The organism is Dyella kyungheensis (genome assembly GCF_016905005.1).
Lineage (GTDB): Bacteria > Pseudomonadota > Gammaproteobacteria > Xanthomonadales > Rhodanobacteraceae > Dyella > Dyella kyungheensis.
On the sequence record NZ_JADIKC010000003.1, the window covers coordinates 176,044 to 197,683 of the forward strand.

Genomic DNA, 21,640 nt, shown 5'->3' on the forward strand with positions numbered 1-21,640 from the left:
GAGCCAACAAAAAACGGGGCCGCGAGGCCCCGTTTTTCTTACCACATCCAGCAAAGGAATCAGGCCAGATTCTTGGCCGCGAATTCCCAGTTCGCCAGGTTCCAGAACGCCTCGATGTACTTCGGGCGGGCGTTGCGGTAGTCGATGTAGTACGCGTGTTCCCACACGTCGCAGGTCAGCAGCGGCTTGTCGCTACCGGTGATCGGGGTGGCCGCGTTGGAGGTGTTGACGATGCCCAGCGAACCGTCCGGACGCTGCACCAGCCAGGTCCAGCCCGAACCGAAGTTGCCCACGGCCGACTTGGTGAACTCTTCCTTGAACTTCTCGAACGAACCGAATGCCTTGTTGATGGCGTCGGCCAGCTTGCCGGTCGGCTCGTTGCCGCCCTTGGGGCTCAAGGAGTTCCAGTAGAAGGTGTGGTTCCAGACCTGGGCGGAATTGTTGAACACGCCGCCGGACGACTTCTTGATGATGTCCTCGAGCGAGGCGTTCTCGAACTCGGTGCCCTTGATCAGGTTGTTGAGGTTGGTCACATAGGCCTGGTGGTGCTTGCCGTAGTGATACTCGAGCGTCTCCGCGGAGATGTGCGGCTCGAGTGCGTTCTTTTCATAGGGCAAAGGGGGGAGTTCGATCGCCATGTGGTGGCTCCTGGGCGTTGGCTGAGGAAAGAGGCGTCGGGCTGGATTGGCCGAGGACCGGCGACCCGCGCACGACTGATACACTATCGATCTCATTGCATTGTAACGATGAAGCACTCGAATTATGGACGTTAACGAGCGAATCAAGGCGGTCCTGGCCGAACATGCGATCGTGCTCTTCATGAAGGGCACGCCGCAGTTCCCCATGTGCGGCTTCTCCGGCCGCGCCGCGCAGGCGTTGACGGAGGCGGGCGCACAATTTCACGCCGTCAACGTGCTGGCCGATCCGGAAGTCCGTGCGGCGCTGCCGCATTACGCGAACTGGCCGACATTCCCGCAGCTCTTCATCCAGGGCGAGCTGATCGGCGGTTGCGACATCATCGAAGACCTCAAGGCGGCTGGCGAACTCGCGCGCATGGCGGCCGATGTGGCGGGAGCCGATTCCTGATGGCGCTTCCCCTGGTTCGTTTGCCGGAAGGCTGGGTGCTTGAGCCCGGTTCGCTGGCCGGCCGCGTCGTGCTGGTCACCGGTGCCTACGGTGGCCTGGGCGCTGCCGTAGCGCGTGCCGCATCGCGCGCCGGCGCGACGGTGGTGATCACCGGTCGCCGCAAGCGCCAGCTCGAACAACTTTACGATGCGATGGTCGGCGAGGGTCTGCCCGAGCCGGTGATCCATCCGCTCGACATGGAAGTGGCCACGCCGCGCGATTACGAAGCGCTGGCCGATGGCCTCGAACGCGACTTCGGCCGGCTCGACGGCATCGTGCATGCCGCCGCCAGCTTCAAGGAGCTGACCCCCTTGGCCGTGCACAAGCCCGACGACTGGCTGCGTGCGATGCACGTCAACGTGTCGGCGCCGTTCGCACTCACCCAGGCCTGCATGTCGCTGCTCACGCGCGCTTCGGACAGTGCCGTGGTGTTCGTGCTGGACAATCCGGAGCTGGTGCAGCGCGCGCATTGGGGCGCCTACGGCGTGTCGAAGGCTGCGTTGGAACGGCTGGTCGAAATCCTGCATCAGGAAACCGAGCAATCACCGCTGCGCGCGCATGCCCTGTTGCCTGCGCCGATGCGCACCACGCTGCGGCGTGCGGCGTATTTCGGCGAAGACACCATGCTCCAGCCGCCGCCGGACGCGGCGGCCGAGGCGGCCATCTATCTGTTGAGCGAGAAGGGCCAGCACGCGCGCGGCGCGGCGCTCGATCTGCGCGCACCGGCATGACCATGAAGCAGGAACAGCGCTGACATGGAAACGCAGATGACCACGCTGTCGGCGGCGATCTTGTTGTTCCTGATCATGGACCCGCTCGGCAACATCCCGATCTTCCTGAGCCTGCTCAAGGACGTGGCGCCCAAGCGGCGCCGCAAGGTGATGATCCGCGAGCTGCTGATCGCGCTGGGCGTATTGCTCGGCTTCCTGATCGGCGGCCAGCATCTGCTCAGGCTGCTGCAACTGCGGCAGGAGTCGATCAGCATCGCCGGCGGCATTGTGCTGTTCCTGATCGGTATCCGCATGGTGTTTCCGCCGGCCGACGGCGGCGGCATCTTCGGCAAGCAGGGCGAGGGCGAGCCGTTCATCGTGCCGATGGCCATCCCTGGCGTGGCCGGGCCATCGGCCATGGCCGCTCTGTTACTGCTGACCAATACCCAGCCTGGCCGCACGGCGGACTGGGCCATTGCCTTGCTGGGCGCGTGGCTGGCGACCTCGGTGATCCTGCTGTGTTCCACCTATCTGTTCCGCTGGCTGGGCGAGAGCGTGCTCACGGCGCTTGAGCGGGTGATGGGCATGCTGCTGATCGCGCTGTCGGTGCAGATGTTCATGGGCGGCGTGACCGCGTATCTGCATCTTGTCGTTTGAAACAGCACTAACGTCACACACCGTGACCTTTCGGACCAATCCGCATAACCTTGCTGTCATAATCCGCTACCAGCATTTGGGGTAAATCCCAGGAGGCGGTCATGCTCAGTGTCGAACAGACCCTCACCGAACGTCTGCCATGGTTGGCACAACATCCCCTGATCCGCCGGCCGATGGCTGGCATGCTGGGCCGGCTGGCCGATGAGGATGGTTTCAACCGCACACTGGTAGCCGCCGGAGAGGCCGAAGGCTTCGATTTCGTCGAGCGCGTGCTCGACGTGCTTGGCGTCAGCTACTTCGTCAATCCTCGCGAGCGCGAGAACATCCCGGTGGAAGGGGGCGTGCTGATCGTCGCCAACCATCCGCTGGGCATGATCGATGCGCTGACCTTGCTGCAGATGGTGGGCTCGGTGCGCAGCGACGTGCGCATCCTTGCCAACGACTGGCTGATGTCGATCGAGCCGCTGCACAAGTTGCTGCTGCCGGTGGATGTCTTCGGCAAAGGCGCGGCCTCGAAGATGCGCGACATCTATCGCGCACTCGACAACGGCGAAGCGCTGATCGTGTTCCCGGCCGGCGAAGTCTCGCGCGTACGCCCCTCGGGCGTGAGCGATGGACGCTGGGCCGATGGTTTTGCGCGCCTGGCGCAGCGCAGCCGCGTGCCGGTGCTGCCGATCCACGTGGCTGCCCGCAATTCCGCCATGTTCTACGGCCTGTCGATGCTGGCCAAACCGCTGAGCACGGCCATGCTGCCGCGCGAAGCCATCTCGCCGTCCAGCCGCCGCGTGGGTTTCAGCGTGGGCCAGCTGGTCTCGGCCGACGAACTCGAGCAGCACAGCGGCGGTTCGACCAAGCGTGCGGCGAAGCTGATGCGTCGCCATGTCTATCGTGTGGGTCGTCATCGCGGCCTGATCTTCGGCGGGCAGGCGCCGCTGGCGCATCCCGAGCCGACCGAACGCGTGGTGGCCGAGCTGCAGTCGCAGGCGGAGAAACTCGCCGATCTCAATGACGGCAAGCAGATCCTGCTGTTCAAGGGCGCTTCGGACAGCGCCGTGCTGCGTGAAATCGGCCGCCTGCGCGAACTGACCTTCCGCAAGGTGGGCGAGGGCACCGGCGCGCGTCGCGACCTCGATGCCTACGATCCGCACTACGAGCATCTGGTGCTGTGGGATCCGAAAGCACTGCGCATCGTCGGTTCCTATCGCTTCGGTCACGGCGGCCGCCTGATTGCCGAACGCGGCATGCAGGCGCTCTACACCTCCAGCTTGTTCCAGTACTCGCCGGCGCTGGAATCGCGCCTGGCGCAGGGCCTGGAATTGGGCCGCAGTTTCATCGCGCCGGCCTACTGGCGTTCGCGTGCGCTCGATCAGCTGTGGCAGGGCATCGGCCTGTATCTGCAGCGCCATGCCGATCTGCGTTATCTGTTCGGTCCGGTGAGCATGTCGGTCAGCCTGCCGCGCGAGGCGCGCGAGTGGATCGCGGCGGCGCACCAGCATTATTTCGGTGCACCGGGCCTGGCCTCGGCGCGTCAGCCGTTCGTGGTGTCGCCCGCGGTGATCGAACTGGTCCGCGATGCCCTGGAAGGCCTCGATCCGGCCGCCGGCCTGGGCAAGCTCAAGCATCATCTGGATGCGTTGGGCGTGAGCCTGCCGGTGCTGTATCGCCAGTACGTCGACCTGGTGGAACCGGAGGGCGTGCAGTTCCTCGACTTCGGCGAAGACCCGGGTTTCTCGGGCTGTGTCGATGGCCTGGTGATGCTGGATCTGGCCACGCTCAAGCCGGCCAAGCGCGCCCGCTATCTGGGGAAATGAGGGCGCCGTCAAAACTCTGGGGCGCTTCGGCGTCCATAGGACGATTGGCCATTGCCTGACAGGGGTTTTCGGTGGTTCCTTATTGACCACCGGGGGCAGGTAAATACGTGTTCGTGATCCACCGCGTGATCCTGCGGTAAATTTCTTGTAAAATAGTTATGCCAAGCTGACGGCGTTGGTCGAGGCAGAAGGGAGCGTGTTGCTGCCCCTGACCAACCGTCGTAACTGAATTCGTAATTTCGCCCGATTTTTACCGATCGGGCTTTTTTACGCCCGGAGAAAACGTTTAAATTTACGTTAAATGGCATGAAATTGCGTTTTTAGGCAATGGGTTGCGGAATATTTTTCGATAAATCGCGAGTTCTTTCTGTCGGGCGACGTCCTTCTTTACTTCTTGTTTGCTGACGACCTCCGGGCGGCAGCTGACTTCAAACTTTTGTCCATTCTGGAATGATGATGATGAAACGAAACCACCTTTCCATGGCCATCGCTGTCGTGTTTTGCATGGCTGCCGGTGTTGCCTCGGCCCAGGACAGCACGGGCCAGACCAGCAACCCGCAGACCAAGGAACCGGTACAGCGTTCGGGTCCGTCGAGCACGTCCAACACCACCACCTCCAACGACACCAAGCGTGCCCAGCAGCTGGACACCGTGACGGTGCAGGCGCAGAGCCTGTCGCTGGGTGACGGCCTGATGTCGGTGCAGACGGCTCCGAAGGCGGTTTCGACCATCAGCCGCGACGCCATCGTCAAGGCAGCCCCGGGCGGCACCTTCGTGCAGATGATCGACTCGATCCCGGGCGTGAACGCCTCGACCGACGACGTCAGCGGCCTGGCCAACGGCAACTACCAGATCCGCGGCTTCACCAGCGACGAAATCGGTACCACCGTGAACGGCGCGCCGATCAACGACAGCGGCAACTACAAGGTCTATTCGACCGAGTACGGCGACACCGAGAACATGGGTGACATCACCGTGCTGCAGGGTTACCCGGACGTCGACACGCCGATCTCCGGCGCGGCCGGCGGCGCCATTTCCTGGGTCACCATCGACCCGTCGCACACGGCCGGCCTGGACTTTGCCCAGAGCCTGGGCAACCACGACTATCGCCGCACCTATCTGCGCTTCAACACCGGCGACCTCGGTCCGGTGCGCGCGTGGCTGTCCTACTCGAACAACACCGGCGACTTCTGGCGCGGCCCGGGTGACCTGAACGTCACCAAGGTCGACGGCAAGGCGCTGTGGACGATCGACGACAACAACTACATCTCCGGTTCGGTCCAGTACAACCGCGAGCGCAACTACAGCTACGACAGCCTGACCAAGGCCCAGGTGCGTACGGGGGGCTATTTCCAGAGCTACGACGAGCCGTACAGCCCGACCGATACGTATTACTGGAAGCTCCACACCAACCCGTTCACCAGCTGGCTGGCCAGCCTCGATGGCGAGTTCAAGCTGGCTGACAGCCTGCGCCTGTCGGTGGTGCCGTACTTCTGGTACGGCAACGGCGGCGGCGGTGGCGGCTACAAGTTCACCGAATCGACCGTGCCGCAGAACGTGATCGGCGTGGCCGACCAGGACCTCAACGGCGACGGCAAGATCGGCGGCACCGCCGTGGCTTACGACGTCAGCCAGACCTTCACCTACCGTCCGGGTGTCATCGCCAAGTTGAACCAGGACTTCGGCATGGACGACAGCCTGGAATACGGCTTCTGGTACGAGCGTGCCCGCCAGCAGCAGCAGGAAGTCTTCAACCCCGCCGTTGGCGGCGAGCCGTCCGATTTCTGGGGCGACTCCAACTACATTCGCTACTCCAATGGCGTGATCCAGCGCTTGTACCGCGAGTACACCAACTCCGAGATCAAGAAGTTCTTCGCCACCAACACCTGGACCCCGAACGACAAGTGGACCATCACGGTCGGCGCGGCGTACCTGTGGGAAGACCGTGCCGGTTACGACTACGAGAACTGGGGCAGCTACAGCACTCCCACTGCCAAGACCAACCAGTTCGGCGGCACGGCCGAAGCGACCTATCACAAGGTCAGCCCGACCGCTGGCGTGAAGTACCAGCTCAATGACGAGAACCAGTTCTACATCGGCGCCGGCCGCACCTACCGCGCACCGATCAACGGCTCGCTGCTGCAGAACGTTGCCGTGGCGGACAACCCGAAGAACCTCGCCAACGCGGCAGCCGGCACCTATCAGTCCAAGCCGGAAGAGGCCACCACGGTCGACCTGGGCTGGCGCTTCTATGCCGATCGCTTCTCGGCCAACGTCGACGCGTACGAGTCGCACCTGGTCAACAAGCAGATCTCGGGCTACGACGTGAACTCCGGCCAGACGGTGTACCTGAACCTGCCGAAGATGCACATGCGCGGCGTCACCGCTGAAGGCAGCTACAAGTTCGCCCAGGACTGGACCCTGTACGGCAACTACTCGTACCAGAAGGCCATCCTCGACGGCAACGTGGCCACCTTTGGCGACGGTACCTACCCGACCGAAGGCAAGACCTTCCTCAACACGCCGAAGAACTCCGGCTATGTGCGCCTGGGTTACGACCATGGTCCGTTCTGGGCCAGCCTGGACGCCAAGTACCGCGGTCCAATCTGGGGCGACTGGTCGAACACCGAGCAGGTGGGCGGCTACACGGTGTTCAACTTGAACGCCGGCTGGAAGTTCGACGACTTCGCCACCTGGCTGCGCAGCCCGTACATCAAGCTCAACGTGTTCAACCTGACCAACAAGCGTGCGCTGACCAACGCCAACAACATCGGCGCGTTCCTGGCCAGCAATCCGGGCAACACCATCAAGGACGTCAACACGGGCGGTACGCTGTTCACCTCGGCGCCGTACTACTCGCTGCTGGAAGACCGCACCTACATGGTCACCTTCGGCATCTCGTTCTTCTAAGTCGAACGGCTTAAGCAGTACCCGAAACCGGCGCCGCAAGGCGCCGGTTTTTTGTGCCCGAAGAAATGTTTTCGGCCATCAATAACTTACGCGAAGCGTAAGAATGGCCCGCAAGAACTGTGAGTATTTCGTCAAAAAGTTACGAAATTGTAATATAATGCGGATACATTCGTCGTGATGAGTCGCGGTCGACGGCCCCTGCGGGGCTGGTCCCGGACGAATCAAATAATTTAGGGAATCAGTCACTTAAGACGGTGGCGAGGGGGCATGGGACTCCTTCGGTCTGGTCCCATGCCTTTTTTGCGACTTTCTTAAGGGGTTGAATCTCGATGAACCATTCGTTGCGTACGAAATTGCTGCCGCTGGCGATTGCGGGCTTGCTCGCCACGGCTCCGGTACTTGCCCAGGACACCTCGTCTTCCATCAGCGGCCGCATCGTCGACGCCAGCGGCCAGCCGATCGCCGGCGCCACCGTGCAGATCGTGCATGAGCCCTCGGGCACCACCAAGACCACCACCACCGACGCGGCCGGCCGTTATTCGGCACAGGGTCTGCGCGTGGGCGGTCCGTTCGACGTGAAGGTGTCCAAGGACGGCACGCAATCCGAACAGGACAACGTCTACCTGCAGCTGGCGCAGGACACCGCCGTCAACCTGACCATGGGTGTGACTGCACAGACCGCCGATGCGCAGAACCTCAGCGGCGTGACTGTCTCGGCGAACACGCTGTCGCAGACGTTTACCCCGGAAAACAAGGGTCTGTCGACCAATGTGTCGCGTCGCGAACTCGATGCCACGCCGACCCCGGGTCGCTCCATCCAGAACGTGGTTCGTCTTGATCCCCGCGTGGTGATCACCGACCGCGCGCGCGGCGAGATCTCGGCCGTCGGCCAGAACAGCCGCTACAACAACATCACCGTCGACTCGGTCAGCGCGAACGATCCGTTCGGCCTGAATGCGAACGGCCTGCCGACGCTGGGCACGCCGATCTCGCAGGACACCATCGAGGAATACAACATCTCGACGGCCAACTACGACACCGCCACCCGTCGCGGCATCGGCGCGAACGTCAACGCCGTGACCAAGAGCGGCACCAACGATTTCCACGGTTCGGTCTACTACGCGTTCCAGAACACCGACATGATCGGTGACAACGAACTGGACAAGCCGTACGCCGGTTTCAACCGCCAGTGGACGGCAGGCGGCACCGTCGGCGGTCCGATCATCAAGGACAAGCTGTTCTTCTTCGCCTCGTATGAAAAGAGCGAGCAGGTCGGTTCGGGCAGCCCGTACGGTCCGCAGGATTCGGGCGCCGCGACGCCGATCAAGGGCCTGACCAGCCAGCAGGTGCAGCAGGTGCGCGACATCGCCGCCAAGTACGGCCTGACCGATATCGGTTCGGTGGGCGGCGGCAACTCGAACCTGCAGGACAAGCGTTACCTCGCCAAGGTCGACTGGAACATCGCCAACAACCATCGCGCCAGCTTCACCTATAGCCAGACCAAGGAACAGAAGCCGATCATCACCGGCAGCACCACCAAGCTCGTGCTGTCCAGCGGCTGGTACAACACCAACGTCGACAACAAGAGCTACGCGCTGCACTTCTACGACGATTGGTCGGACATCTTCTCCACCGACACCACCTTGTCGTATGCGAACTTCAACCAGAACCGCGGCCCGTACAACGGCGTGGCGATGCCAGACATCACGGTTTATCCGACCCAGTTTGGCGGTCCGGCGATCGAGTTCGGCACCGAGTACTCCAGCCAGGCCAACGTGCTGAAGGTGAAGACGCTCGATGCCGCCTGGGCGGGCACCCTGTACCTCGGCGATCACACCCTGAAGGGTGGCTTCGACTACGAAAAGGGCAAGTACTACAACCTTTTCCTGCAGAACTACTACGGCAGCTACACCTTCGAAGAAATCCCGGGCCCCAAGGGCACCACGGGTCTGGATAACTTCGCCAACGGCCTGTACTACCAGTACCGCTACAACCGTCCGGCCGGCACCCTGGGCCTGGGCGATGTCGCCGCCAACTACAACCTGACCCAGTGGGGCATCTTCCTGCAGGACACCTGGCAGGTGACCAACAACCTGTCGCTGCAGTACGGCGTGCGCGTCGACGTGCCGCTGATGGATGACAAGCCGCTGTACAACGCTGCCTACGCTGCAGCGCCGGGCCCGATCGTCAAAGGACAGGCGACCGGCGGCTACGGCCAGACCAACCAGTACACCATCAACGGCCATCGCGTGGTGCAGCCGCGCATGTCGTTCAACTATGCGTTCAACACCGAGCGCATGACCCAGTTGCGTGGTGGTGCAGGCCTGTTCGTGACCAACCAGCCGGCGGTGTGGCTGGGCAATATCTTCTCCAACTCGGGTGTGACGCAGACGCAGTACAACTGCGGTCCGACCCAGTCGCCGCCGTGCAACGTCAACCTGCCGGCGTTCAGCCCCGATCCGCACAACCAGAACAACGGCCCGAACGGTGCGGGTCAGATGACGGTCAACACGATTTCCAAGGACTGGAACATCCCGACCGCGTGGAAGTTCAGCCTCGGCGTCGACCGCGAGCTGCCCTGGTATGGCCTGATCGCTACCGCCGATTGGGAGCACATCAAGCAGCGTGATGCGATCTGGTTCCAGAACGTGAACCTGGGCACGCCGACCGGCCAGCTGCCGGATGGTCGCAACAGCTACTACGCGGCCTTGACCGACCCCGCTGCGACCAAGCCTGGTCCGCGCGCGCATGCCAACCCGGCCTTCTCGGGTCAGATGATCAACCTGGCCAACACCAGCAAGGGCAGCGCCGACAGCATCGCGTTGTCGCTGAAGAAGCCGTTCTCGGAAGAGTGGTCGGGCATGGTCGGCTTCACCTGGAGCCGTTCGACCGAAGTGAATCCGGGCACGTCCTCGGTCGCCAACTCGAACTACAGCAACAACTACGTCTACAACTCCAACGAAAACGTCGCCAGCACCTCGAACTACTCGGTGCCGCGTCGCGTCATCGCCTCGCTCAACTGGCAGCATCGCTTCTGGGGCGACTACGCCACCAGCGCGAGCATCTTCTACGATGGTCACTCCGCGTCCCCGTACAGCTGGACGTTCGGCAATGACGCCAATGGCGACGGCTACATCAACGACCTGGTCTACATTCCGCGTCCGGGTGAAGTCGAGTTCCGTCCGAACACCGATCCGAAGCTGATCCAGCAGTTCTGGGACAACATCCAGAAGAACGATTACCTGAAGGATCACCAGGGCGAAGTGGCCAAGCGCAACGGCGACCGCGCCGGCTGGCTCAACCAGATCGACCTGAGCTTCAGCCAGGAAATCCCGGGCATCTTCAAGGGCAACAAGGGCATCATCCGCTTCGACGTGTACAACTTCACCAATCTGCTGAACAAGCATTGGGGCATCGAGAAGCGCGTGACCTTCCCGGGCGGCCGTGCACTGGCCGACTACGCCGGTGTCGATCCGAAGACCGGCAAGTACATCTACAACATCGATTGCGGTGGCAAGTCCTCGTGCACCACCTACAACCAGGGTGGTGGTTACACCCCGCTGCCGATCCCGACCTACATCAACAACAACGACGACCTCGCCCAGCGCTGGTCGGTGCTTTTGACGGTGAAGTACGCGTTCTGACGCAATTGCTTGCGTAGCTCGACCTCTGGCCGGCGCCCTCGGGCGCCGGCTTTTTTATTAATGGAAGAAACGCGTGAAACTTGACCCTGCCATGCCCGGCGCGGGAAGCTACGCGGTCCGCCGCGTTTTGCACGGACGAGCGAGCCGCGAGGGCGCGGCGAGGAGATTGGTTGAATGAATGACATGCATGCCGGCAAATCCGGCCGACTTGCCACCGTGAGCGCGCGCATTTCGCCCGCCGGTGGCCTGGATATCCTGTCCCGCAACGAAGTGGCGCGCCTGCGCGACGCCAGCGGTTCGGGCCTGCACGCCTTGCTGCGCCGCTGCGCGCTGGCGGTGCTCACCTCGGGCAACATGAGCGACGATCCGCGCTCGATCCTGGAACAGTTCCCCGATTTCGACATCCAGGTGCTGCAGCAGGACCGCGGCATCAAGATCGAGCTGACCCATGCGCCGGCCCAGGCCTTCGTCGACGGCCAGATCATCCGCGGCATCAACGAGCTGCTGGTGGCCGTGGTGCGCGACATCGTCTACGTCTCCACGCAGATGGAGCAAGGCAATTTCGATCTGGACGACAGCGTCGGTCTTACCCACGCGGTGTTCGAGATCCTGCGCAACGCGCGCATCCTCAAGGCGCAGATCGATCCGAACCTGGTGGTGTGCTGGGGCGGCCATTCGATTTCGCGCGACGAGTACGAATACACCAAGCAGGTGGGCTACCAGCTTGGCCTGCGCAGCATGGACATCTGCACGGGTTGCGGCCCGGGCGCCATGAAGGGCCCGATGAAGGGCGCGACGATTGCGCACGCCAAGCAGCGCCGCCGCAACAATCGCTACATCGGCATCACCGAGCCGGGCATTATCGCGGCCGAGTCGCCGAACCCGATCGTCAATCACCTGGTGATCATGCCGGACATCGAGAAGCGTCTCGAAGCGTTCGTGCGCATGGGCCACGGCATCATCGTGTTCCCGGGCGGCGTGGGCACGGCGGAAGAGATCCTCTATCTGCTCGGCATCCTGCTGCATCCGGACAACGCCGGCGTGCCGTTCCCGCTGATCCTCACCGGCCCGAGGCAGTCGGCTGCGTATTTCGAGCAGATCGATCGCTTCCTTCGCCTGACCCTGGGCGAGAGCGTGACGCAGCATTACCAGATCATCGTGGACGACCCGGCCGCCGTGGCGCGCGCGATGGTTCGCGGCATCGAGAAGGTGCGCAACTATCGCCTGGACACCAAGGATGCGTTCTTCTTCAACTGGTCGCTGAACATTCCGTACGCGTTCCAGCTGCCGTTCCGTCCCACGCACGAGGCTATGCGCTCGCTGGCGATCCATCGCGATCGTCCGCGCCACGAGCTGGCGGCCGACCTGCGCCGTGCGTTCTCGGGCATCGTGGCGGGCAATGTGAAGGAAGAGGGCCTGCGTGCCATCGAGAAGTTCGGCCCGTTCGAAATCGACGGCGATGCTGACGTGATGCATTCGCTGGACGATCTGCTGAAGGCCTTCGTGGCCCAGGACCGCATGAAGCTCCCCGGCGGCACGGCCTATGTGCCTTGCTATCGGGTGCTCACCAGCAAGGCCGCCTGAACGTCATTGATTGGTCAAAACGGCTTGACAGCCCGGAGCTGAATATTCAAACTATTCAGCTCACCCCGCCCGAATAGCTCAGCCGGTTAGAGCACTTGACTGTTAATCAGGGGGTCGTTGGTTCGAGTCCAACTTCGGGCGCCATATTCGAGAAAACCCTGCCTTCGGGCGGGGTTTTTTTATGCCTGCGTTCCGGGGTGGTCTCAATGACCTCTGATTGTGGCGTTCAGACTATTCCGGTGAACTGCGCCCTGCGATCCAGCGCACAATCATGCCCAATGCCCGGGCCGTGGAGGCCGCGATGCGTGCTGGATGGCTGATCGCAGGAATGCTGGGGCTCGCGGGATGCGCGAGCAGCGGGGACCTCACGCACCGCAAGCCCACCTTCCGGGCGAGTACGGCCAAGCTCGACTCGGTCTATGCGGCCTGCGTGCAGGCGCGCTGGGCAGCGATCTCGCCCGGTGCGCGCATCGTCGAAACGCCGACGACGCTTCAGGTGGTGGTGGTCAATGCCACCACGAGCGCGGAGGAGTTGTTGGTCATCCACAGCAGGGCCGCCGGGGCCGAGGTGGCGTTGTACGAGCGCATCGAAGTGTTGGCGTTGCGTGCGTATCGGGATTCGGCCAAGGCATGCCTCTAGTGGCTCGCCGCACAGAGCCTGGCCTCGTTCGGGGCGGCCGTGCCCGCGGCAATGCGTCCCGCGAGGCTGAGCCTCAGCGCCAGTGCGTCCTCCGCATGGCCCGCGCGGCACAGCGTAAAAGTCGCGTTGCTGCCGCCCGCCGTGCCGCTGGGCTGGAAACGGATGCGCGTGCGGCCGTCGCTGCTCATGATGATCAATCGGGCGTAACCGGCATGCACCAGCGCGGGCGGGCCATCCAACTGGCTGGCCTGAGTGCTGCGATAGCGGCCCGCCGCCCAGCCGCGATCCCAACGCACGCTGTCCACGCATTGCCGGCCGTTCATCGAGGGGCAGAGCAGGGTGCGCCGCCCGCTGGTGATGGCCAGGCTGCGGGCATGCTGGAGCGAGGCGATCAGCTCGATCTGGGCGGTGATCAGCTGGTAGTGCGCCAGCATCCGCCCCATGGTGGGCATCGCGATGCCAAGCAATATCGCCGCAATAGCCAGCACGATGGCGGCTTCGATCAGCGTGAATCCGCCGTGGCGGCGCGAATGATAGGCTTCCCGTCCTGTTCTCACCGGCCGCCTCCAGCGCCACGGAAGCGTTCAGCCTAGCGATGGACTAGCGCCGCCCCAGTCATCGGGCACCAGGGCCGCGTGTCGTAGCCTGCTGACAGGCCCTGTCAGCAGGGCAATTTAAAATGCACCGTCGCGACCGCATGTAGAGAGCCATGACTGACCGCTTCGAACTCGTCTCCCCCTACCAACCCTCCGGCGATCAGCCCGAGGCCATTCGCAAACTCGCCGAGGGCTTCGAGGCCGGTCTCGCGGCGCAGACGTTGCTGGGCGTGACGGGCTCGGGCAAGACCTACACCATCGCCAACGTGATCCAGCAGGTGCAGCGGCCGACCATCGTGATGGCGCCGAACAAGACGCTGGCGGCGCAGTTGTACGGGGAGTTCAAGGAATTCTTTCCGCACAACGCGGTGGAGTACTTCGTCAGCTACTACGACTACTACCAGCCCGAAGCGTACGTGGTGGCGTCGGACACGTTCATCGAGAAAGACGCGTCGATCAACGATCACATCGAACAGATGCGACTGGCGGCCACCAAGGCACTGTTGTCGCGCAAGGACGCGATCATCGTGGCCACGGTGTCGGCGATCTACGGCCTGGGCGATCCGGAAGACTATCTCTCGCTGCGGCTGATCCTCGCCAAGGGCGAGCATATCGATCAGCGTCAGCTGATTCGCCAGTTGACCGAGCTGCAGTACACGCGCAACGAGATGGAGTTGCGTCGCGGCACGTACCGCGTGCGCGGCGAAGTGATCGACGTCTTTCCGGCCGAATCGGAAAGCGAAGCGCTGCGCATCGAACTGTTCGATGGTGACGTCGAAAGCATGGCGCTGTTCGATCCGCTCACCGGCGAGACCATCCGCAAGGTGCCGCGCTACACCATCTATCCGCGCACGCATTACGCCAGCACGCGCGAAAGCGTGTTGAACGCGATCGAGACGGTCAAGGTCGAATTGAAGGACCGCCTCGAGCAGCTCTACAAGGACAACAAGCTGGTGGAAGCGCAGCGCCTCGATCAGCGCACGCGTTTCGACATCGAGATGATGGCCGAGGTCGGTTACTGCCAGGGCATCGAGAACTATTCGCGCCACCTCACGCGCCGCGGTCCGGGCGAGCCGCCGCCGACGCTGTTCGACTACCTGCCGGCCGATGCGTTGCTGGTGGTGGACGAATCGCACGTCACCATTCCGCAGCTGGGCGCGATGTACAAAGGCGACCGCTCGCGCAAGGAGACGCTGGTGGAGTTCGGTTTCCGCCTGCCGTCGGCGATGGACAACCGTCCGCTGCGTTTCGAGGAATGGGAGGCGCGCGCGCCGCGTTCCATCTACGTGTCGGCCACGCCGCGCGACTATGAGTTGCAGAAGTCCGGCGATGCCGTGGTCGAGCTGGTGGTACGCCCCACGGGCCTGATCGATCCGGAAGTGGAAGTGCGCCCGGTGCGTACGCAGGTCGACGATTTGCTGGGCGAAGTGCACAAGCGCGTGGCGATGGGCGACCGCGTGCTGGTCACCACGCTGACCAAGCGCATGGCCGAGAACCTCACCGAATACCTCGGCGAGCATGGCGTGAAAGTGCGTTATCTCCATTCGGATATCGAAACGGTCGAGCGCGTGGAGATCATTCGCGACTTGCGACTGGGCGAGTTCGACGTGCTGGTGGGCATCAACCTGCTGCGCGAAGGTCTGGACATGCCCGAGGTCTCGCTGGTGGCGATCCTGGATGCCGACAAGGAAGGTTTCCTGCGCTCCACCGGCTCGCTTATCCAGACAATCGGCCGTGCCGCGCGCAACCTGCGCGGCAAGGCGATTCTCTACGCCGACAACATCACCCGCTCGATGCAGGCGGCGATGGATGAAACCGCTCGCCGCCGCGAAAAGCAGCAGGCATACAACGAAGCCAACGGAATCACCCCGCAATCGGTGGTGCGCCGGATTGCCGACATCATGGAAGGCGCGCGCAGCGAGTCCCCCTCGCGCGGGCGCGGCCGCCGCGGTGAGCGTCAGGGTGCCGTGGCGGAGAAGGGTGCCGACTACGCCACGCTGAACCCCGATCAGGCGTCGGCCATGGTCAAGAAGCTCGAGGCGCAGATGTACAAGCACGCCGAGAACCTGGAATTCGAGGAAGCCGCACGGCTTCGCGACCAGATCCACAAGCTGCGCGAGCGAACCGGCTAGGCGCCGTTGAAGGCGGGGTGGTTGTCCCCGGCAGGCCGAGCACGTATACTGCGCGGCTCGCACGGTACGCCGGGCGAGCTCCGGGCGGTTAGCTCAGCGGTAGAGCACTACCTTGACATGGTAGGGGTCACAAGTTCGATCCTTGTACCGCCCACCAATACCGACGAAACGGCGTGGCCTTAGGTCACGCCGTTTCTTTTTGCGCTGAAGGAGCTGGTCGATGACGTACCTCTGGGTCAAGAGCTTCCATGTCGTGTTCGTCATTGCCTGGATGGCCACGGTGTTCTACCTGCCGCGCATCCTGGTGAACATCGCCGAGGCGGGCGAGGAGCCGGTCGTGAAGGCGCGGCTGCTGCTGATGGGGCGTCGGCTGTACCGGTTCGGGCACAACATGTTCGGCGTGGCTTTCCTGTTCGGGCTCGCCTTGTGGGAGGGCTGGCGCCTGTTCCCGCAAACGCTGCCGGATGTGGTCGCGTCGAGGCACTGGATCGACGCCAAGCTGACCCTGGTCGTGCTGATGCTGGTCTATTTCATCTGGTCCGGGCGCCTGCTCAAGCGCAGTGAGAAGGGCGGGGCGCTGCCATCGCCGAAGACGCTGCGCATCATGAACGAGCTGCCCGTGCTGGTGCTGCTGGGCATTGTGTTCCTGGTGATCGCCAAGCCGTTCTGAGACCCGTCCGCTAGACGATCCCTTGTGGGAGCGCACCCTGTGCGCGACAGCGTATGGCGAAGCGGACTATTCCTATGCTGCCGGTCACGCACAGGGTGCGCTCCTACTGAGGCTTGCTGTTGGCGGCTGATTTGACACCGCGCAATAGGCTAAACTAGCGTTCTATCTCCACCACCCCGAGACAAGGTGGCCCGCGCCCAGAGCGCCGGTCGAGCGTGTGACATGGCAACTACGAGCTTCCAACGCTGATCTGAGCCACGCCTTGTTTGACACAAAGGGCGCATGGCGTCTTTTTTTATGCCCGCCGTCCAGGCAGGCAAGAGCAAGACCGGCCATCCATGGCCGGATCATGAATTAAGTGCCAGCCATCCGGGCTGGCAAAGCAACACCGGCCATCCATGGCCGGACTCTTCAAATAGAGCATTTCCTTTGGACGTCTTTTCTAGGTGTCAACATGATTGAAATCACGCTACCCGACGGCAGCAAGCGGCCGTTTGATCATCCGGTGACGGTGCAGGACGTGGCAGCCTCGATTGGCGCCGGTCTGGCCAAGGCCACCCTGGCGGGCAAGGTGGACGGCAAGCTGGTGGATGCCAGTTTCCCGATCGACCACAACGCCAGCCTCGAGATCGTCACCGAGAAGAGCCCGGAGGCGCTGGACATCCTGCGTCACTCCACCGCGCATCTGCTGGCGCAGGCCGTGCAGCGCCTGTATCCGGGCGCGCAGGTGACCATCGGGCCGGTGATCGACAACGGCTTCTACTACGACTTCGCCTATGAGCGCCCGTTCACGCCCGACGATCTGGTGAAGATCGAGGCGGAGATGGAAAAGATCGTCAAGGAAGCGCTGCCGGTGACGCGCAGCGTGAAGTCGCGCGACGAAGCGGTGAGCTTCTTCCGCGGCATGGGCGAGGAATACAAAGCCGAGATCATCCAGAGCATTCCGGCCAACGAAGAACTCTCGCTGTATTCGCAGGGCGATTTCACCGACCTGTGCCGCGGCCCGCATGTGCCCAACACGGGCAAGCTGCGCGCGTTCAAGCTGATGAAGGTGGCTGGCGCGTATTGGCGCGGCGATTCCAACAACGCGATGCTGACGCGCATCTACGGCACGGCGTGGTTGAACGACAAGGACCTGAAGGCTTACCTGCATCAGCTGGAAGAAGCCGAGAAGCGCGACCACCGCAAGATCGGCAAGGCGCTGGATCTCTTCCATCAGCAGGAAGAAGGTCCGGGCATGGTGTTCTGGCACCCCAAGGGTTGGGCGATCTGGCAGCAGGTGGAGCAGTACATGCGCCGCGTGTACCGCCAGAGCGGCTACCAGGAAGTGCGCTGCCCGCAGGTGCTGGACGTGTCGCTGTGGAAGAAGTCCGGCCACTGGGACAACTACCAGGAAAACATGTTCTTCACCGAGTCGGAGAAGCACACGTACGCGCTGAAACCGATGAACTGCCCGGGTCACGTGCAGATATTCAACACGTCGCTGCACAGCTATCGCGACCTGCCGGTGCGTTACGGTGAGTTCGGTGCCTGCCATCGCAACGAGCCCTCGGGCGCGCTGCACGGCATCATGCGCGTGCGCGCCTTCACGCAGGACGACGGCCACGTGTTCTGCACGGAAGCGCAGATCGAATCCGAAGTGACGGCGTTCCATCAGCAGGCCATGAAGGTCTACGGTGACTTCGGCTTCGAGGACATCGCGTTGAAGATCGCCCTGCGTCCCGACAAGCGCATCGGCAGCGACGAGGTGTGGGATCGTGCTGAAGACGCGCTTCGCGCAGCGCTGGGTGCGGCCGGCGTACAGTGGGAAGAGCTGCCGGGCGAGGGCGCGTTCTACGGTCCGAAAATCGAGTACCACATGAAGGACTCCATCGGCCGTGCCTGGCAGGTGGGTACCATGCAGGTGGACTTCATGATGCCCGAGCGCCTGGGCGCCGAGTATGTGGATGAGAATTCACAGCGTCGTCACCCGGTGATGCTGCATCGTGCCATCGTGGGTTCGATGGAGCGTTTCATCGGCATCCTGATCGAGCATCATGCCGGTCTGCTGCCGACCTGGCTGGCCCCGGTGCAGGCCGCCGTGTTCAGTATTACCGACGCCCAGGCCGACTATGTCCGCGAAGTGACGCAAACCCTTGTCGATAAAGGTTTCCGCGTACACGCCGATTTGCGCAATGAGAAGGTCGGCTATAAAATCCGCGAACATACGATGCAGAAAGTCCCTTACCTGCTGGTGGTCGGAGATCGCGAGAAGGAATCGGGGGCAGTATCCGTGCGTACGCGTTCGGGCGAGGACCTAGGCAGCATGCCGCTGGTCGCATTGATCGAACGCCTGGAAGCCGAGACCCGTCGCTAAGCGCACGGGCCGGCACTTTTAAGAACTCTTCTGGAGGATTGTGGTATCGCTACCACCGACACAAAGGGCAACCGCCGTAACCTTGAGATCCGCGTCCCGCGCGTACGCGTGATCGGCGCAGATTCGGAACAGCTGGGCATCCTGACCCGTGACGAGGCACTGGCCTTGGCACAAGAAGCGGGCATGGACCTGGTCGAGATCCAGCCGAACGGTGATCCACCGGTCTGCCGCATCATGGACTACGGCAAGTTCAAGTTCGAAGCCCAGAAGAAGGCCCAGGCCGCCAAGAAGAAGCAGAAGCAGGTCGAGATCAAGGAAGTGAAGTTCCGTCCGGTCACGGACGTGGGCGACTACCAGATCAAGCTGCGCAACATGCTTCGCTTCCTTGAGGAAGGCGACAAGGTCAAGGTCACCATCCGCTTCCGCGGCCGCGAAATGTCCCACCAGGACCTGGGCCAGAACCTGGCCCGCAAGATCCAGGAAGACGTGGGCGAGAACGGCGTGGTGGAGTCCTTCCCCCGTTTGGAAGGGCGCCAGATGGTCATGATGATCGGGCCCAAGAAGAAGTAAGTCTTGAGGAAAAAGCGGCCTGAGGGTCGCTTTTTTCTTGGTGACAGCCTCCAGCCGAAGCGCGCTTTTCCCTCTCCCCGCAGGGGAGAGGGCAGGGTGAGGGGCGGGTGCTCGCGGTAACCGCACCTACATTCGTCATTCCGGCGCAGGCCGGAATCCAGTGGCGTCAAGGCCTGGTTGTCGTCGCATGGCTCAAGCCTGAGGCTCTGGATGACCAGCTTCGCTGTTGTAAAGCGCCTCCGGCCTGCGCCGGAATGAGGGTGAGGGGTATTTGGCCACTGAGGCCAGCCCGGGCCCTCACCCCAACCCTGTCCCCGGCGGGGAGAGGGAGTCAGACTGCGGCGAGACCAGTTTCTGCTGGCAAATCGCCCCATCCCTCCGTATAATCGCCGGTTCGACCCACCAGGACGGGTCGTGAACCGATCGTGGCAGGACGGAAAGAGTGACCTTCGGGGTCGCCGCCAGATCAGTCAGAAACCGGGGTTCAACCCCATCAAGGAGCATTCCCATGCCCAAGATCAAGACCAACCGGGCGGCTGCGAAGCGTTTTCGCAAGACCGCGTCGGGCAAGTTCAAGGCCGGTCACGCCTTCAAGTCGCACATCCTGACCAAGAAGTCGACCAAGCGTAAGCGCGGTCTCCGTGCCACCAACCACGTCAAAGCTTGCGACACCAAGGGTGTAGCACGCATGTTGCCGTACTTGTAAGGCGAGGAGATAAACCATGGCTCGTGTAAAGCGTGGCGTTACCGCCCGTCGTCGTCACAAGAAGATCATTGGCCGCGCGAAGGGCTACTACAACGCCCGTCGCAAAGTCTTCCGCGTTGCCAACCAGGCCGTCATCAAGGCTGGTCAGTACGCCTATATCGGCCGTAAGCAGCGCAAGCGTCAGTTCCGCGCGCTGTGGATCGTTCGTATCAATGCCGCCGCTCGTCAGTTCGGTCTGTCCTACAGCCGCCTGATCAACGGTCTGGCCAAGGCCGGCATCACCGTCGACCGCAAGGTGCTGGCAGACATCGCCGTGCACGACATCAAGGCGTTTGGCGCGATCGCTGAAAAGGCGAAGGCCAGTCTGGCGGCGTAATTTGTGCGCTCATCCTTGATCGCTAAGATCAAGAAGCGGCCATCCATGGCCGCACTCTTCAAGGGATGCGCGTGACGTTCGCGGGGAGGAGGCCAGAAGCCTCCTCCCCGTTTTCGTTTCTGACTTTCAACCCGGAATCGCATCGATGGACGATCTGGATAGCCGCGCCGTGCAGGCGCTGGCCGATATTGGCAACGCCGACACGCTCGAAGCACTCGACGCGCTGCGCGTGGGCCTGCTGGGCAAGAGCGGTATCGTCACCGCCGCACTGAAAGCGCTGGGCGCGCTCTCGCCCGACGAGCGCAAGGCGCGCGGCGCCGAGGTCAACCGCATCAAGGATCGTCTTGCCGACGCGCTCGCCGCGCGCAAGCAGGTGCTTGAGCAGGCGGAACTCGATCATCGCCTCGCCTCCGAAACCATCGACATCACGTTGCCTGGCCGCAACGGCGAGCGTGGCGGCATTCATCCGATCACGCGTGCGCTCGAACGCATTTCCGCGATCTTCTCGCGCCTGGGTTACCAGCGCGCCGATGGTCCGGAAATCGAAGACGACTGGCACAACTTCGAGGCGCTGAATTTCCCGCCGCATCATCCGGCGCGCGCCATGCACGACACCTTCTACTTTGGCGATGGCCGCCTGCTGCGCACGCATACCTCGCCGGTGCAGGTGCGTTCGATGCAGGGCCGCCAGCCGCCGATCCGCATCATTGCGCCGGGCAAGGTCTATCGCAGCGATTCGGATCAGACGCACTCGCCGATGTTCCATCAAATCGAAGGCCTGCTGGTCGATGAGACCTCGAGCTTCGCGGATCTGAAGGGCACGTTGGCCGAATTCATCCGCGCATTCTTCGAGCGCGATTTCGAGATGCGTTTCCGCCCCAGCTACTTCCCCTTCACCGAGCCCTCGGCCGAAGTGGACATCCGCTGGGATGCCGAAGATGGCAGCACGCGCTGGCTCGAAGTGCTGGGCTGCGGCATGGTGCATCCGAACGTGCTGAAGAATTGCGGCATCGATCCGGAGCGCTATACCGGTTTTGCCTTCGGCCTGGGCGTGGAGCGCTTTGCGATGTTGCGCTATGGCGTCTCCGATCTGCGCGCGTTCTTCGAGAACGATCTGCGCTTCCTCAAGCAGTTCGCGTAAACGCAGCAGGAA

General features: G+C 62.8%; 17 protein-coding genes and 2 tRNA genes. 17 read left to right on the forward strand and 2 right to left on the reverse strand.

Annotated features, from left to right (window positions below):
* Positions 1 to 59: 59 nt before the first annotated feature.
* Entirely contained in the window at positions 60 to 638 is a 579-nt protein-coding gene (gene sodB / locus ISP20_RS05505) for a superoxide dismutase [Fe] (protein ID WP_204635083.1), read from the reverse strand.
* Between the two features lie 124 nt (positions 639 to 762).
* Here sodB and grxD point away from each other — a divergent pair, with 124 nt between their 5' ends.
* The 9 genes from grxD (at position 763) to ISP20_RS05550 (ending at position 13,081) form a co-directional block, all read left to right on the forward strand.
* Positions 763 to 1,086: a Grx4 family monothiol glutaredoxin gene (grxD, locus tag ISP20_RS05510; RefSeq protein WP_204635084.1), complete on the forward strand. Its 324-nt coding sequence runs from the start codon at positions 763 to 765 to the stop codon at positions 1,084 to 1,086.
* Positions 1,086 to 1,856, forward strand: coding sequence for an SDR family NAD(P)-dependent oxidoreductase (locus ISP20_RS05515; protein WP_204635085.1), 771 nt, complete (start codon positions 1,086 to 1,088; stop codon positions 1,854 to 1,856). The genes grxD and ISP20_RS05515 overlap by 1 nt, the downstream gene beginning before the upstream one ends.
* A gap of 36 nt (positions 1,857 to 1,892) precedes the next feature.
* Positions 1,893 to 2,492, forward strand: a complete 600-nt coding sequence (locus ISP20_RS05520) for a YhgN family NAAT transporter (protein WP_204635873.1) — start codon at positions 1,893 to 1,895, stop codon at positions 2,490 to 2,492.
* A gap of 101 nt (positions 2,493 to 2,593) precedes the next feature.
* Positions 2,594 to 4,303, forward strand: a complete 1,710-nt coding sequence (gene olsF / locus ISP20_RS05525; protein ID WP_204635086.1) for a bifunctional ornithine lipid synthase OlsF — start codon at positions 2,594 to 2,596, stop codon at positions 4,301 to 4,303.
* 480 nt (positions 4,304 to 4,783) lie between these two features.
* A complete protein-coding gene (locus ISP20_RS05530) occupies positions 4,784 to 7,213 on the forward strand; it encodes a TonB-dependent receptor (protein WP_239535372.1) in 2,430 nt (809 codons plus the stop codon).
* A gap of 329 nt (positions 7,214 to 7,542) precedes the next feature.
* Complete coding sequence (locus ISP20_RS05535; RefSeq protein ID WP_204635088.1) at positions 7,543 to 10,857, forward strand: TonB-dependent receptor; 3,315 nt, start codon at positions 7,543 to 7,545, stop codon at positions 10,855 to 10,857.
* Positions 10,858 to 11,031: 174 nt separating this feature from the next.
* Positions 11,032 to 12,441 (forward strand): nucleotide 5'-monophosphate nucleosidase PpnN, encoded by a 1,410-nt coding sequence (ppnN, locus tag ISP20_RS05540; protein ID WP_204635089.1) that lies wholly within the window; start codon positions 11,032 to 11,034, stop codon positions 12,439 to 12,441.
* A 67-nt stretch (positions 12,442 to 12,508) separates the two neighbouring features.
* Positions 12,509 to 12,585: transfer RNA gene (locus ISP20_RS05545), tRNA-Asn, on the forward strand.
* Between the two features lie 157 nt (positions 12,586 to 12,742).
* A complete protein-coding gene (locus ISP20_RS05550) occupies positions 12,743 to 13,081 on the forward strand; it encodes a hypothetical protein (protein WP_204635090.1) in 339 nt (112 codons plus the stop codon).
* On the opposite strand, the gene ISP20_RS05555 is transcribed toward ISP20_RS05550, so the two are convergent.
* Entirely contained in the window at positions 13,078 to 13,638 is a 561-nt protein-coding gene (locus ISP20_RS05555; RefSeq protein ID WP_204635091.1) for a GspH/FimT family pseudopilin, read from the reverse strand. The genes ISP20_RS05550 and ISP20_RS05555 overlap by 4 nt on opposite strands.
* 152 nt (positions 13,639 to 13,790) lie before the next feature.
* On the opposite strand from ISP20_RS05555, the gene uvrB reads away from it, so the two are divergent.
* From uvrB to pheS, 8 genes are all read left to right on the forward strand, one after another.
* A complete protein-coding gene (gene uvrB / locus ISP20_RS05560) occupies positions 13,791 to 15,809 on the forward strand; it encodes an excinuclease ABC subunit UvrB (protein WP_204635092.1) in 2,019 nt (672 codons plus the stop codon).
* An 82-nt stretch (positions 15,810 to 15,891) separates the two neighbouring features.
* A tRNA-Val gene (locus ISP20_RS05565) sits at positions 15,892 to 15,966 on the forward strand.
* A gap of 63 nt (positions 15,967 to 16,029) precedes the next feature.
* Complete coding sequence (locus ISP20_RS05570; protein WP_204635093.1) at positions 16,030 to 16,479, forward strand: CopD family protein; 450 nt, start codon at positions 16,030 to 16,032, stop codon at positions 16,477 to 16,479.
* Positions 16,480 to 16,933: 454 nt separating this feature from the next.
* Positions 16,934 to 18,835, forward strand: coding sequence for a threonine--tRNA ligase (gene thrS, locus ISP20_RS05575; RefSeq protein ID WP_204635094.1), 1,902 nt, complete (start codon positions 16,934 to 16,936; stop codon positions 18,833 to 18,835).
* A 45-nt stretch (positions 18,836 to 18,880) separates the two neighbouring features.
* Positions 18,881 to 19,405, forward strand: coding sequence for a translation initiation factor IF-3 (gene infC, locus ISP20_RS05580; protein ID WP_255409191.1), 525 nt, complete (start codon positions 18,881 to 18,883; stop codon positions 19,403 to 19,405).
* Between the two features lie 508 nt (positions 19,406 to 19,913).
* Positions 19,914 to 20,111 (forward strand): 50S ribosomal protein L35, encoded by a 198-nt coding sequence (gene rpmI, locus ISP20_RS05585; protein WP_038615747.1) that lies wholly within the window; start codon positions 19,914 to 19,916, stop codon positions 20,109 to 20,111.
* 16 nt (positions 20,112 to 20,127) lie between these two features.
* Positions 20,128 to 20,487, forward strand: a complete 360-nt coding sequence (gene rplT, locus ISP20_RS05590) for a 50S ribosomal protein L20 (RefSeq protein WP_017463630.1) — start codon at positions 20,128 to 20,130, stop codon at positions 20,485 to 20,487.
* A gap of 145 nt (positions 20,488 to 20,632) precedes the next feature.
* Entirely contained in the window at positions 20,633 to 21,628 is a 996-nt protein-coding gene (gene pheS / locus ISP20_RS05595) for a phenylalanine--tRNA ligase subunit alpha (protein ID WP_204635095.1), read from the forward strand.
* Positions 21,629 to 21,640 lie beyond the last annotated feature (12 nt).

What these genes read in the sequence shown, in the direction of transcription:
- sodB (WP_204635083.1), bottom strand. Translation starts at nt 638, where the DNA reads ATGGCGATCGAACTCCCCCCTTTGCCCTATGAAAAGAACGCACTCGAG.
- grxD (WP_204635084.1), top strand. Translation starts at nt 763, where the DNA reads ATGGACGTTAACGAGCGAATCAAGGCGGTCCTGGCCGAACATGCGATC.
- rplT (WP_017463630.1), top strand. Translation starts at nt 20,128, where the DNA reads ATGGCTCGTGTAAAGCGTGGCGTTACCGCCCGTCGTCGTCACAAGAAG.
- pheS (WP_204635095.1), top strand. Translation starts at nt 20,633, where the DNA reads ATGGACGATCTGGATAGCCGCGCCGTGCAGGCGCTGGCCGATATTGGC.
- rpmI (WP_038615747.1), top strand. Translation starts at nt 19,914, where the DNA reads ATGCCCAAGATCAAGACCAACCGGGCGGCTGCGAAGCGTTTTCGCAAG.
- thrS (WP_204635094.1), top strand. Translation starts at nt 16,934, where the DNA reads ATGATTGAAATCACGCTACCCGACGGCAGCAAGCGGCCGTTTGATCAT.
- ISP20_RS05535 (WP_204635088.1), top strand. Translation starts at nt 7,543, where the DNA reads ATGAACCATTCGTTGCGTACGAAATTGCTGCCGCTGGCGATTGCGGGC.
- ppnN (WP_204635089.1), top strand. Translation starts at nt 11,032, where the DNA reads ATGAATGACATGCATGCCGGCAAATCCGGCCGACTTGCCACCGTGAGC.
- ISP20_RS05550 (WP_204635090.1), top strand. Translation starts at nt 12,743, where the DNA reads ATGCGTGCTGGATGGCTGATCGCAGGAATGCTGGGGCTCGCGGGATGC.
- ISP20_RS05515 (WP_204635085.1), top strand. Translation starts at nt 1,086, where the DNA reads ATGGCGCTTCCCCTGGTTCGTTTGCCGGAAGGCTGGGTGCTTGAGCCC.
- ISP20_RS05530 (WP_239535372.1), top strand. Translation starts at nt 4,784, where the DNA reads ATGGCCATCGCTGTCGTGTTTTGCATGGCTGCCGGTGTTGCCTCGGCC.
- uvrB (WP_204635092.1), top strand. Translation starts at nt 13,791, where the DNA reads ATGACTGACCGCTTCGAACTCGTCTCCCCCTACCAACCCTCCGGCGAT.
- olsF (WP_204635086.1), top strand. Translation starts at nt 2,594, where the DNA reads ATGCTCAGTGTCGAACAGACCCTCACCGAACGTCTGCCATGGTTGGCA.
- ISP20_RS05570 (WP_204635093.1), top strand. Translation starts at nt 16,030, where the DNA reads ATGACGTACCTCTGGGTCAAGAGCTTCCATGTCGTGTTCGTCATTGCC.
- ISP20_RS05520 (WP_204635873.1), top strand. Translation starts at nt 1,893, where the DNA reads ATGACCACGCTGTCGGCGGCGATCTTGTTGTTCCTGATCATGGACCCG.